A 12400-nucleotide genomic window follows, 5' to 3' on the forward strand; every position below is an offset into this window, starting at 1 on the left:
CAGTGACGCGATCTTTATCGAGGCGCTGGGGACGGGGCCGGAACGCGCAGGTCCCCCGGGCGGAGCCCGGGGGACCTTGCAGGATCGGTGAAGGATCAGGTGATGTCGTCGTACCCGTTCAGCCGGTGCGACCTGGCGCCGTCCGACTCCCCGGTGGCCTGCTCGGGCAGGGCCCGGGCGGCGCTGACGGTCTCGACCTGACCGACGGCCTCGGGCGTGAGGTCCAGGTGCGAGGCCTCGTCGTCGCCGAGCTCGGCGTCGGGGTTGTTGCGCCGGCGCCGCTTGTCGTTGAGGAGCGAGAAGCCGACCGCAGCCAGGTAGAGGACGGTGATCGGGCCGGCCAGGGCGAGCATGCCGATGGGGTCGGTCGTCGGGGTGATGATGGCGCCGAAGACGAAGACGCCCATGATCACGCCGCGCCACCAGCGGGCCATGCGCCTGCCGCTGAGCACTCCGGTGAGGTTCAGCATCACCAGGACGAGCGGGAGCTCGAAGGCGAGCCCGAAGACCAGCACCATGCGCAGGGTGAAGTCGAGGACGTCGGCCAGCGAGAGGATGTTGGCGGAGCCCTCGGGCGTGAGGCTGATGAGCACCTTCACGCTGATGGGAAGGATGAGGTACGCGAGGTAGGCGCCGGCCGCGAAGAGCGGGACCGCGGCGCCGACGAAGGCGTACGTGTACTTCTTCTCCTGCTTGTGCAGGCCGGGCGCGATGAAGGCCCAGAGCTGGTACAGCCAGACCGGGCTCGCGACGACGAGGCCGGCCACGAGGCTGACCTGGATCGTCGTGCTGAACGGGGCGATCAGCGTGTTGAAGGAGACGACGGCACAGTTGCCGCCGTCGCCCATGGTCCCCTCGGCGCACTTGGGCACCGACTTCGTCAGGAACACCATCAGGTCCTCGCTGTACACGAGGGCGACGACGGTCACCGCCGCGATGGCCAGCAGGCCCTTCGCGAGGCGGTTGCGAAGTTCACGCAGGTGCTCCACGAGGGGCATCCGGCCCTCGGGATCCTTCTCCTGCTTGCGGGCAGACTTGAGCAACCCACGTCCTCATCTCGTGCGGCGACCGCCGCCCTCGGCGGCGGCCGCGGCGGACCGGGTCAGCGCTTGGTGGTGTCGGTGGGCTCGGTCACGGGACGCGAGCTGGTCACGTCGCCGGGCGCGGCCTGGATGGTGCGCGGCGCGGCCTGGTCCTGGGGCGCGGGGTGCGGCGGGTCGGCCGGGGCGCTCTGCTGGTCGTCGGACTTCATCGCCTTGGCCTCGCTCTTGAGGATGCGGGCGGACTTGCCGAGCGAACGCGCCATGTCCGGGAGCTTCTTGGCGCCGAACAGCAGGATGATCACGACGAGGATCAGAATGATCTCGGTGGGGCCGAGCCTACCCATAGCTGTTTACCTTCTTCACCGAGGCGACATTGGAGTGCGTGCCCGGCCGGTCGGACATGCGTCCGGCCACCCGCGCTGCAAGCGATCGTAACCCGCAGGAGTAAACGGGCGGCAATGGCCTTGCATACTCCGGATTGCGTACCGCGCGGGTGCGCGGCCGGACTTCCGCGCAGCGTGCGGGGCGAATTCAGCGCAGGGTCTCGCCCGTTCGCGCCAGGTCGGCGGCCGCCTTTTCGAGGTCTTCGGCGGCCTGGTGGATGCGCTGTGTGGTGCGGGCCACTTGACGGCCGAGGCGCTGGGCCTCCAGGAACACCTTGATGCCGAGGATGCCGAGGACGGCGATGCCGAGGAAGCCGAGGGCGATGGCGAGCATGGGCCAGAACATGTGCCGAGCCTAGACGCTGCCGGGGCCCGGCCGTCGGGCGGTGGCGGCCGGCGCTTCCGCCGGTGGCGTGCGGGCGCCGGCCCCGTGGCGTGTCAGCCGGTGGTGTGCAGGCGCAGGGTGTTCACGCCGCCGCCGGTGAGGAGCTCGACGATCCGCTCCCCGGCCGGCTTGCGGACGGCGCTGCCGCACTCGGGGCAGGTGAAGGAGTAGAAGGTGGTGCGGCGGCTCGCACCGATGGCGAGCCGCAGGGCGCCCGCGGAGAGTTCGAAGCGGGCGCGGCAGTCGGGGCAGGCGGCCTTGAAGGTGACCGGGGCGACCGGCGCCGTAAGGGCGGACATCGCGGACATTTCCCTCAACTCTCCCCACTGCGGTACGGGTACGGTCCCACTGGGAACAGCGTCCGGTCCCCCCGGAACGTCACGTTCCCCCTGCTGTTCAGCCCTCGTACGCGGCCAGTGCCGCCGCGGCGGCCTCGCGGGCGCTGTCCGCGAGCTCCTGCGGGGCGACGATCCGCCCGTCGCTGCCGAGCCGCAGCGCCAGCCGTCGCAGCGAGGCGGGCGCCGGGGTGCGCAGCGTGATCCGCAGCCCGCCGTCGGGCAGCTCCTCGGCCCGGTCGTGCGGGTAGTACTCGGCGACCCAGCGGCCGCCGGGCCCGACCTCCACCACGACCTCGGGGTCCTCGGCGGACGGCTGCACCAGCCCCTCCGAGAGGTCACGCAGCTCGATCTCCGGCGGCGCGGCGTGGTCGTCCAGGATCCGGATCTCGGCGACCCGGTCGAGCCGGAACGTGCGGCGCGCCTCGGAGAGCCGGCACCACGCCTCCATGTACGTGTGGCCGACGGCGAAGAGGCGGATCGGGTCCACCTCGCGCTCGGTCAGCTCGTCACGCGCGGGCGAGTAGTAGCGCAGCCACAGCCTGCGCCGCTCGGAGATGGCCCGGTCGACCTCGGCGAAGACACCGCCCTCGGACTCGAAGGTCACCGAGAGCCGGGAGCTGGCCCCGGCGGCCTCGCCGGCCGCCGCCTCCAGCTTGGCGGTGGCGCGCAGCAGCGCCTCGCGGTCGCCCTCGCGCAGCCCGGGCAGCGTCGCCACCGCCCGCGCCGCGACGAGCAGGGCGGTCGCCTCGTCGGCGGCGAGCCGCAGCGGCTCGGCGACGTCGTCGGGGTTGTGCCACCAGATCCGGTCGCCGTCGGTGTCGATGTCGAGGAGGTCGCCGCCCCGGAAGCTGGTTCCGCACATGGGCAGCACGTCGAGGTCCGAGATCAGCTCGTCCTCGGTGATCCCGAAGGCGCGGGCGACGTCGGCGACGTGCGCGCCCGGGCGCTCCCGCAGATAGGTGACGAGGGAGAGCATGCGCCTCGTCTGGTCGATGGCGTTGGCGGCCATGGTCGTTCCTTCCCCCTCAGCCCTTGGCGACGGCGCGCAGCCGCTCCACCACGTCGGCCCGCAGGTCCGCGGGCTCCAGGACGACCGCGTCCGGCCCGAACTCCACGAGCCAGGCGTCGAGGCCGTGCCCGTACGGGATCTCCAGCTCGTCCCAGCCGTCCGGGCCCTCGGTCACGGCCAGCGCGCGGGCCCGCAGCGGATAGCCGCAGCCGGCCCGCAGCCGGATCCGTGCGGATCGCGTGGCGGTCTCGCCCGCCCAGCTCTCGACGGTCTCGCGGACGGTGACGACGTCGGGCACGGGCGCGGTGAAGGCGCCGGCCCGGGAGCGCACCTTGCCGGTGATGCGGGAGAGCCGGAAGACCCGCTCGGCGCCGCGGTCCCGGTCCCAGCCCGCGAGGTACCAGTGGCCGCGCCAGCACTCCAGGGTCCACGGCTCGACGTGCCGGGTCTCGGGGCGGGCGGCGGTGGCCTTGCGGTAGTCGAAGACGACCGGCCGGCGGTCGCGGCAGGCCAGCATCAGCGGCTCGAAGGCGGCCTCGTGCACCGGGATGCGCGGTTCCAGGGCGCTGTGCTGGGAGTCGTACGAGTCCTCCGCCTCCGGCATCCCGGCGGCGCGCAGCTTCTGCAGGGCGCCGCTCGCGGCGCCCGCGAGGCGTGCCTGCTGCCAGACCTTGGCGGCGAGGCCGAGGGCGGCGGCCTCCTCGGCGTCCAGGGTGATCGGCGGCAGCCGGTTGGAGTCACGGCGGGCGAGGTAGCCGGTCTCGCCGTCGAGGTTCTCGACGGTCTCGATGACCAGGCCGAGCTCGCGCAGGTCGTCCTTGTCACGCTCGAACATCCGGTTGAAGGCGTCCTCGCCGGTCGCCTCCATGTAGGCCTCGATGGAGCCGCGGAGCTCCCGCTTGCTCAGCGGACGGCGGGTTCCGAGCAGGCACAGCGCAAGATTCATCAGCCGCTCGGCCTTGGCAATCGCCATCGACGCCCCGCACCCTCTTCTGCCGGATTGACTTCTCGGACGTCCGACCGTACCGCCCCGGGGTGTCCGGACAAAAGCCGGGCCGGGACGGGGACAGCACCGAGGGCCCCCGCCGGGGAGGCGGGGGCCCTCGGGTCCGGACGAAGGGCCGGATCAGACCTTCTTCACGTCCACGAGGTCGCAGACGAAGATCAGGGTGTCGCCGGGGCCGATCTTGGCGCCCGCGCCACGGTCACCGTAGGCCAGGTGCGCGGGGATGATCAGCTGGCGGCGGCCGCCGACCTTCATGCCCTGGACGCCCTTGTCCCAGCCCTGGATGACCATGCCGACACCGAGCTGGAACTGGAGCGGGGTACCGCGGTTCCAGGAGGAGTCGAACTCCTCGCCGGACTCGAACAGCACACCCACGTAGTGGACGTCGATCAGGTCGCCGGCCTCGGCTACCGGACCGTCGCCCTCCCAGATGTCCTTGATCTCCAGGTCGGCCGGCGGCTCGCCGCCCGGGAAGTCGACCTCGGGCTTCTCGATGCTCACTGCAGTGTGCTCCTCAGAAAACTTACGAACCGCGCAGACGATGATCTGCGCGACCTGGACAGTCTTACACCTTCGCCAGGATGTCGACGGCGAAGACGAGGGTGGAGTTCTTCGGGATGCCCTGCTGCTCCTTGTCGCCGAAGGCCTCGGACGGCGGGGCGACGATCAGGACCCGGCTGCCGACCTTCTTGCCGACGAGGCCGTCCTTCAGGCCCTTCAGGGTCAGCTGGCTGAGCGGGAAGTTGGCGGGCTTGCCCTGCGTGTACGTCGAGTCGAAGACCTTGCCGTCCTTCCACAGGGCGGCGACGTAGTTCACGACGACCGTGTCGGTGGCCGCTACGGTCTCGCCCTTGGACTCCAGGACGTAGTTGGAGACCAGCTTGGTCGGCGGGTCGACCTTGGGCACGGTCAGCGAGGGCTGCTTGCCGTCGGTGTTGGTGCCGACCTTGGGCAGGTCCTTGTTGTCCTGCGCCACCTCGGTGCCGGTGGCGGACTTCGGGATGGTGACGGCCTTCAGGATGTCGACCACGAACACCAGGGTCGCGTTCGCCTTGATGTCGCCCTGGCCCTGGGCACCGTAACCGAGCTCCGGCGGGATGCCGATCTCGACGCGGCTGCCGACCTTCTGGCCCTCCAGGCCCTTCTCCCAGCCCTGGATGACCTGGCCCTCGCCGAGGGTCAGCGAGAAGGGCTGCTTCCGGTCGAAGCTGTTGTCGAAGGGGGTGGTCTCGTCCCACTCCTGACCCAGGTAGTTCACCGAGAGCGCGTCGCCCTTCTTGGTGACCGCGCCGTCGCCCTCGCTGATGACGTTGACCTTGAGGGCCTTCGGCGGGTCGCCCACGCCCTTGGCGAGGGTCGGCTTCTCCCCGAACTTCTCGCCCGCGGTGATGGCGGGAAGCCCGTTCTTCATCGAACCGGAATCGGAGCCCGTCTCGTCGCTGCCGCACGCCGCTGTGGTGAGCAGCAGAAGCGGGACGACGAGCAGGCCGGCAAGTCGGCGCACTAGTTCCTCAGATCTCAGACGGCACAGTAGTTGTCCGGACACTCTAGGGGACCACTCTGTGATGCCGTCGGCCCCGCACGTGAAACGTGCGGGGCCGAGGTGCGACCGCCTCCGGAGCTGTGCCGGTCCTACATTCCGGCGATCAGCTTTTCCACCCGGTCGTCGACCGAACGGAACGGGTCCTTGCACAGCACGGTGCGCTGCGCCTGGTCGTTGAGCTTGAGGTGGACCCAGTCGACGGTGAAGTCCCGGCGCTGCTCCTGGGCGCGCCGGATGAAGTCGCCGCGGAGCCGGGCCCGGGTGGTCTGCGGGGGCACCGACTTGCCCTCGAAGATCTTCACGTCGTTGCAGACCCGCGCCGCCTGGCCGTTCTTCTGGAGCAGGTAGTACAGGCCGCGCCGGCGGTGGATGTCGTGGTACGCGAGGTCTATCTGGGCGACCCGCGGGTGCGACATCGTCATGTTGTGCTTGGCCCGGTACCGCTCGATGAGCTTGTACTTCATGACCCAGTCGATCTCGGTCTCGATGCGGTCGAGCTGCTCCTCCTCGATCGCGTCGAGCGTACGGCCCCACAGTTCGAGGACCTGGGCGACGGTGCCGCTGCGGATCCCGCGGCGGTCGACGAAGTCGGCGGCCTTCTCGTAGTACTCCCGCTGGACCTCCAGGGCGGAGGCCTCGCGGCCGCTGGCGAGGCGGACCTTGCGCTGGCCGGTGATGTCGTGACTGACCTCGCGGATGGCCCGGATCGGGTTCTCCAGGGTGAGGTCGCGCATCACGGTGCCCGCCTCGATCATGCGCAGCACGAGGTCGGTGGCGCCGACCTTGAGCAGCATGGTCGTCTCGGACATGTTGGAGTCGCCGACGATGACGTGGAGCCGCCGGTAGCGCTCGGCGTCCGCGTGCGGCTCGTCACGGGTGTTGATGATGGGACGCGAGCGGGTGGTGGCGGAGCTGACGCCCTCCCAGATGTGCTCGGCGCGCTGGGAGACGCAGTAGACGGCGCCGCGCGGGGTCTGCAGCACCTTTCCCGCACCGCAGATGAGCTGGCGGGTGACGAGGAACGGAATGAGGATGTCCGCGAGCCGGGAGAACTCTCCGTGGCGGGCCACCAGATAGTTCTCGTGGCAACCATAGGAGTTTCCGGCGGAGTCGGTGTTGTTCTTGAAGAGATAGACGTCGCCCGCGATTCCCTCCTCGTGCAGGCGGCGTTCCGCGTCGACGAGGAGTCCTTCGAGAATGCGCTCGCCCGCCTTGTCGTGGGTGACCAGTTCGACCACGTTGTCGCATTCGGGAGTTGCGTATTCCGGATGCGAACCCACGTCCAGGTACAGGCGGGCGCCGTTCCGCAGGAAGACATTGCTGCTGCGGCCCCATGACACGACACGGCGGAAGAGGTAGCGCGCCACTTCGTCAGGAGACAGTCGGCGCTGTCCCCTGAACGTGCACGTGACGCCGTACTCGTTCTCCAGCCCGAAAATGCGGCGGTCCATGTCTGAACATTACGCCTGAAGGCCCGAGCTGAAACCGGGTTCGACGGCCCCGTTTCGATCATTTTCCGATGAGTGCGTGTTCTTTTCGGCCGACCCGGCCCCGGCCCCGCCGTCCGCGGCACCCCCGCTGACGGCGTGTCGCGACCCTGTGGGCGGGCCGAGTACGCGGCCGGTCGCGAGGAGCACGAGGAAGGCGACGACTCCGCCGACGCCGGCCACGGCGAAACCGGCCGGGGTCCCCGCCAGTTCGACGGCGGGCCCGGAGACCGCCGAGCCGAGCGCGGCGCCCACACCGAAGGTGGTGACGAGCCAGGAGAACGCCTCCGTGACCGTGCCGCGCGGCGCGTGCCGGTCGACCACGATGAAGGCGCAGGCGATGGCGGGAGCCAGGAACACCCCGGAGAGGGCGGCGAGGGCGGTCATGGCGGCCGGCCCGGGCACCAGCAGCAGCGGCAGGTAGCCGAGCGCCAGCAGCAGCACCAGGACCCGCAGCCGCCGCTCGGGCGCACCGGCCCACTGACGGGCGCCGTAGGCCACGCCGCCGACGAGGGCGCCGAGGCCGAGGGCGGCCATCAGCCAGCCGTACACGGCCTCGTTGCCGCGGTCGTCCGCGTACGCGACGGCGGCGACGGTGATGGAGCCGAGGGCGAGACCGACGAAGAAGAACGAGGCGAGCAGCGCCAGGAGTCCGGGCGAGCGGAGCGCGCCCAGCCAGTGCGCCTCGCGGGGCGCCGAGCGCCAGGCGCGGGAGGGCTTGGAGACGACGACCGACAGGGCGCCGAGGACGCCGAGCAGGTTGATGACCAGGAGCGCGGAGGCGGGCGACCAGAGCGACACCAGCAGGGTGAGCAGCAGCGGCCCGACGGTGAACATGACCTCCTGGGCGACCGCGTCCAGCGCGTACGCGCGGTGGACCCGGTCCTCGCGGCCCAGGACGCTCGGCCACAGGGCGCGCAGCCCGCCCTCCAGTGGCGGGGTGAAGAGCCCGGCGACCAGGACGGCCGCATAGGCGAGCCACAGGTTCCCGATGCCGGTGACGGCCAGGGCCGCCATGCCGAGGGCGGAGATCACGGCGGCGGGGAGCTGGACGCGGGGCTGGCCCTTGAGGTCGACGGCACGGCCCAGCAGGGGCTGTCCGACGGCGGTGGCGAGACCGTAGGCGGCGATGAGGCCGCCGGCCAGGCTGTAGCTGCCGCCCTCGGCGCGGGTGAAGACGGTGATGGCGACCGGGCCGGTGCCGTTCGGCAGCCGGCCGACCAGGGTGCCGGTCAGCAGGCGCGCGGCGTGCGGGGCACGCAGGATGTCGAGATAGCCGCCGCTCGCCCTGGCCTCGGTGGCCATGATCGCTCCCCTCCCGGGGCCTCCGCCCGAGGTTTTACGTATAACGTCCGGAGTCATACGTACCATGACGACAGCACGGCGGTCCACCCCGCGTGCCCGATCCGTTCCCGACCCGGAGGCTCCAGTGCACACGCCGGAACAGCCCGCCGCCACTCGGCCCACCAGCCGGGACGTCGCCCGGGCCGCCGGAGTCTCCCAGGCCACGGTCTCCCTCGTCCTGGGCGACAAATGGCGCGGCCGCGTCTCCGAGCGCACCGCCGAGTCGGTCCGCACCGCCGCACAGCAGCTCGGCTACCGGCCCAACCTCGCCGCCCGCAACCTGCGCCTCGGCCGCACCCGCACCGTCCTCCTCGTCGTCCCCGCACTCACGAACGAGTTCTTCGCCCACGTCTACACCGGCGCCGCGGCCGAGGCCGCCCGGCACGGCTTCGGCGTCGTCCTGTACCCCTCCCCCGACGGCATCGGCCCCGCCAAGGACCCCTTCGCCTCCGCACCGGCCTCCCTGGACGGCGTCATCGCCTCCTCCATGGCCACCGACGCCCTCAAGGCCTTCCAGGGCACCGACCTGCCCCTCGTCATGCTCGACAGCGACCCCGCCGACCGCAGCGCCGCCGCACACGTCAACCTCGACGTCGCCGACGGCATGCGCCGGGTCACGAGCCATCTGCTCGGCCTCGGCCACCGCCGCTTCCTCCACCTGGCATCAGCGGTCCCGTCCTGGACCTTCGACGTACGGGCCGCCGCCCTCGCCGAGGCCCTGCACGGAACGGAGCTGCGCACCGCCCGCGCTCCACTGAACGTCGCCGACGCGCGGGAGGCCGCCAACCTGGCGCTCACCGCCCCCGGCGCCCGGCCCACCGCGGTGATCTGCGACGACGACATCCTCGCGGCCGGCGTCCTCAAGGCCGCTCGCCGGCTCGGCCTGCGGATCCCGGAGGACCTCTCGGTCACCGGCTTCGACGACATGGCCCTCTCGACCGCGCTGGAGCCGGAACTCACCACCGTGCGACTGCCCGCGGAGGAGTTCGGCGGGCGGGGCATGACCGCACTCCTCGCCGCCCTCGCCGGCGAACGGCCCGAGCCGGTCGAACTCCCCGTCGAACTGATGGTCCGCGGCTCCTCGGGCCCCGCTCCGGCCGTCTGACCGCACCGGAGAGCGAGGACCGCACCCCGGACACGACGAACACCCGGATACGGCGGACCGCACCCGGGTACGACGAACACCCGGATATGGCGGACCGCACCCGGGTGCGACGAAGGCCCCGACCCGCCGCAGCGGACCAGGGCCTCGAACGCCTGACGACGGAACCTCCTCCGCGGCCTACTCCTCCGCGGCCTCGTCCGACGGGTCGTCCGTCTTCGCCACCGCCGCGTCGTCCGCCTCCAGCAGCCGCTTCAGCTGCCGGCCGACGATCCGCTTGAACTTGCGCTGCTGCGGACGCGTACGGTCCAGGACCGCCACCTCGAGGCGCTCCGCGGGGATCTCCCGCTCACTGCCGTTGGTGTCCCGGGACAGCGCCTGCACGGCCAGCTTCAACGCCTCGGCGAGCGACATGCCGTCGCGGTGCCGCTGGTCCAGGAAGGAACTGATCTGCTCCGCGTTGCCACCGACCGCGACCGAGCCGTGCTCGTCCACGATCGATCCGTCGTGCGGCAGCCGGTAGATCTGGTCACCCTCCGGCTCCGCTCCGACCTCGGCGACGACGAGCTCCACCTCGTACGGCTTCTCACCCGCGCTGGAGAAGATCGTGCCCAGCGTCTGGGCGTACACGTTCGCCAGACCACGGGCCGTGACGTCGTCACGGTCGTAGGTGTAACCCCGCAGATCGGCATAGCGCACACCACCGATCCGCAGGTTCTCGTACTCGTTGTACTTGCCGGCGGCGGCGAAACCGATCCGGTCGTAGATCTCGCTGAACTTGTGCAGCGCGCGGGACGGGTTCTCGCCGACGAAGACGATGCCGTCGGCGTACTGGAGGACGACGAGACTACGGCCGCGGGCGATGCCCTTGCGGGCGTACTCGGCCCGGTCGGCCATGGCCTGCTGAGGTGAGACATAGAACGGCGTGGACACCGGCTACCGTCCCTTTCTTCTGGGCTTCAACAGAGGTCGACGAGTGGTCAGAGCAGAGCGGCGCGCGGCCCGTCGGGCTGCTCCAGACGCCGCTCGGTGACCGACCGGGCCAGCTCGGAGGACTCCGCCTCCGTGAGCCTGCGGAAGCCCTCGTCGGTGATGACGGTGACGATCGGGAAGATCCTGCGCGCCAGGTCCGGGCCGCCGGTCGCCGAGTCGTCGTCCGCCGCGTCGTACAGCGCCTGGACCACGAGCGTGGTGGCCTGCTGCTCGGTCAGGTCGTCCCGGTAGAGCTTCTTCATCGACCCGCGCGCGAAGATCGAGCCCGAGCCGGTGGCGGCGTAACCGTGCTCCTCGGAGCGGCCGCCGGTGACGTCGTAGGAGAAGATCCGGCCCTTCTCCTTGCCCTCGTCCCAGCCCGCGAAGAGCGGCACGACGGCCAGGCCCTGCATGGCCATGCCCAGGTTGCTGCGGATCATCGTGGACAGGCGGTTGGCCTTGCCCTCCAGGGAGAGCGTCGCGCCCTCCACCTTCTCGAAGTGCTCCAGCTCCAGCTGGAACAGCTTCACCATCTCCACGGCGAGGCCGGCCGTGCCGGCGATGCCGACCGCGGAGTACTCGTCGGCCGGGAACACCTTCTCGATGTCCCGCTGCGCGATCATGTTCCCCATGGTCGCCCGCCGGTCACCGGCGAGCACGACCCCGCCGGGGAAGGTCGCGGCGACGATGGTCGTCCCGTGCGGCGCCTCGACGATCCCCTCGGGAAGCTTCCGGTTGCCCGGGAGCAGCTGCGGCGAGTGGTCGGAGAGGAAGTCCATGAAGGAGGACGAGCCCGGCGTCAGGAAGGCTGCCGGTAGACGCCCTGTGCTACGAGTGTTGGGTTCCACAGGTTTCCTTCCACGTAAGCGGCTGCACGCCTGATGACGTCCGGCCGATCCTTGAGTTGCCCCAGCGCCGCGTTGCAGCTGAAGCACAGCACGCCTCGGACCTTACCCGTCCGATGATCGTGATCCACATGCTCCGCCGGACCGTCCTGGCAGATCACGCAGACACCGCCCTGGCTGGCGATCATCTGATCGCGTTCGGCTTCAGTGATGCCGTACTTCCGCTTGAAGTAGCCGGCCCGATTGCGCTGCCCCCGGCACGCCCGGCAGTAGCTGGACCAACCATCCGAGCTGGTCTTGTTCCGCTCCCACTCGGAGTGCGGCTTGATCTCTTTGCACTGCGGGCACCGCTTGTGGCCAGACGGCACGGGCACCTTGACCCGCACCGTCCGCCCCGCCGCCTCCTGGCGCGCCTTGTAGTGCGCGGCCTGACACTCTCGGCAGTACGCCTGCAATCCGTCCCGCATCGCGCGGTTGCCAGCGAAAGCGTCTTTGGTTTGGACCCGTCGACAACGCGAACACCGCTTCATGCCTTGCGGCACCGAATTGACCACGAGCCCCCCACTCGCCTTCGATTCGAAGGTCAAATGCCCTTACTGGCCACCCTTTTGCACGAACGACCGCACGAAGTCCTCGGCGTTCTCCTCCAAGACGTCGTCGATCTCGTCCAGGACGGAGTCCACGTCGTCGCTCAGCTTCTCCTGGCGTTCCTTGAGGTCGGAGCTCGCCTCCGCCGTGGTCTCCTCGACCTCTTCGGTGGAACGCGTCGCCTTCTGCTGTCCGCCGCCGGTGTCCTTGGTCGCCATAAACCTCACCCCGCTCGAATCGGCCCGCTCGTGTGGGTCTGTACAAGATCCGACCCTACAAGCCGGGACTGACATCGGCCCTGTAGTTTCCGCAACGTCCGGGCACTGGTCTCATGATTCCCAGTGCCCGGGCATTT

General features: G+C 70.5%; 15 protein-coding genes. 1 reads left to right on the forward strand and 14 read right to left on the reverse strand.

Going from position 1 to position 12400, the window contains the following annotated elements; translation table 11 throughout:
• Positions 1-95: 95 nt before the first annotated feature.
• The 10 genes from tatC to ACFY8W_RS32135 form a co-directional block, all read right to left on the reverse strand.
• On the reverse strand, positions 96-998 hold the full coding sequence (tatC, locus tag ACFY8W_RS32090; protein WP_391113368.1) for a twin-arginine translocase subunit TatC: 903 nt from the start codon (positions 996-998) through the stop codon (positions 96-98).
• A gap of 104 nt (positions 999-1102) precedes the next feature.
• Positions 1103-1387, reverse strand: coding sequence for a Sec-independent protein translocase subunit TatA (tatA, locus tag ACFY8W_RS32095; protein ID WP_384414608.1), 285 nt, complete (start codon positions 1385-1387; stop codon positions 1103-1105).
• 187 nt (positions 1388-1574) lie between these two features.
• On the reverse strand, positions 1575-1772 hold the full coding sequence (locus ACFY8W_RS32100) for a hypothetical protein (protein WP_391112912.1): 198 nt from the start codon (positions 1770-1772) through the stop codon (positions 1575-1577).
• A gap of 92 nt (positions 1773-1864) precedes the next feature.
• Positions 1865-2110, reverse strand: a complete 246-nt coding sequence (locus tag ACFY8W_RS32105) for a hypothetical protein (RefSeq protein ID WP_386864385.1) — start codon at positions 2108-2110, stop codon at positions 1865-1867.
• A 97-nt stretch (positions 2111-2207) separates the two neighbouring features.
• Positions 2208-3158 (reverse strand): WYL domain-containing protein, encoded by a 951-nt coding sequence (locus tag ACFY8W_RS32110; RefSeq protein WP_391112916.1) that lies wholly within the window; start codon positions 3156-3158, stop codon positions 2208-2210.
• Between the two features lie 16 nt (positions 3159-3174).
• Complete coding sequence (locus ACFY8W_RS32115; RefSeq protein ID WP_391112919.1) at positions 3175-4131, reverse strand: WYL domain-containing protein; 957 nt, start codon at positions 4129-4131, stop codon at positions 3175-3177.
• A 153-nt stretch (positions 4132-4284) separates the two neighbouring features.
• Positions 4285-4665 (reverse strand): FKBP-type peptidyl-prolyl cis-trans isomerase, encoded by a 381-nt coding sequence (locus ACFY8W_RS32120; RefSeq protein WP_391112921.1) that lies wholly within the window; start codon positions 4663-4665, stop codon positions 4285-4287.
• 64 nt (positions 4666-4729) lie between these two features.
• Entirely contained in the window at positions 4730-5668 is a 939-nt protein-coding gene (locus tag ACFY8W_RS32125; protein ID WP_391112924.1) for an FKBP-type peptidyl-prolyl cis-trans isomerase, read from the reverse strand.
• A gap of 128 nt (positions 5669-5796) precedes the next feature.
• Positions 5797-7158 carry a Pup--protein ligase gene (gene pafA / locus ACFY8W_RS32130; RefSeq protein ID WP_391112927.1) on the reverse strand — a complete coding sequence of 454 codons (1362 nt, stop codon included), beginning with the start codon at positions 7156-7158 and terminating at the stop codon, positions 5797-5799.
• 9 nt (positions 7159-7167) lie between these two features.
• Positions 7168-8499 (reverse strand): MFS transporter, encoded by a 1332-nt coding sequence (locus ACFY8W_RS32135; protein ID WP_391112930.1) that lies wholly within the window; start codon positions 8497-8499, stop codon positions 7168-7170.
• Positions 8500-8623: 124 nt separating this feature from the next.
• Between ACFY8W_RS32135 and ACFY8W_RS32140 the strand changes: the two genes are divergently transcribed.
• The gene (locus ACFY8W_RS32140; RefSeq protein WP_391112933.1) at positions 8624-9643 is read left to right on the forward strand and encodes a substrate-binding domain-containing protein; all 1020 of its coding nucleotides are present in this window, start codon (positions 8624-8626) and stop codon (positions 9641-9643) included.
• Positions 9644-9820: 177 nt separating this feature from the next.
• On the opposite strand, the gene prcA is transcribed toward ACFY8W_RS32140, so the two are convergent.
• The 4 genes from prcA to ACFY8W_RS32160 all read right to left on the reverse strand — a co-directional run bounded on the left by prcA (position 9821) and on the right by ACFY8W_RS32160 (position 12263).
• Positions 9821-10573 (reverse strand): proteasome subunit alpha, encoded by a 753-nt coding sequence (prcA, locus tag ACFY8W_RS32145; protein WP_384414579.1) that lies wholly within the window; start codon positions 10571-10573, stop codon positions 9821-9823.
• A gap of 47 nt (positions 10574-10620) precedes the next feature.
• On the reverse strand, positions 10621-11460 hold the full coding sequence (gene prcB, locus ACFY8W_RS32150; protein WP_391112936.1) for a proteasome subunit beta: 840 nt from the start codon (positions 11458-11460) through the stop codon (positions 10621-10623).
• Positions 11412-11987, reverse strand: a complete 576-nt coding sequence (locus ACFY8W_RS32155) for an endonuclease domain-containing protein (RefSeq protein ID WP_391113371.1) — start codon at positions 11985-11987, stop codon at positions 11412-11414. Before ACFY8W_RS32155 ends, prcB begins: the two co-directional genes overlap by 49 nt.
• 63 nt (positions 11988-12050) lie before the next feature.
• Entirely contained in the window at positions 12051-12263 is a 213-nt protein-coding gene (locus tag ACFY8W_RS32160; RefSeq protein ID WP_175439096.1) for a ubiquitin-like protein Pup, read from the reverse strand.
• Positions 12264-12400: the final 137 nt, after the last annotated feature.

It is taken from the genome of Streptomyces sp. NPDC012637 (genome assembly GCF_042954805.1).
Classification (GTDB): domain Bacteria; phylum Actinomycetota; class Actinomycetes; order Streptomycetales; family Streptomycetaceae; genus Streptomyces.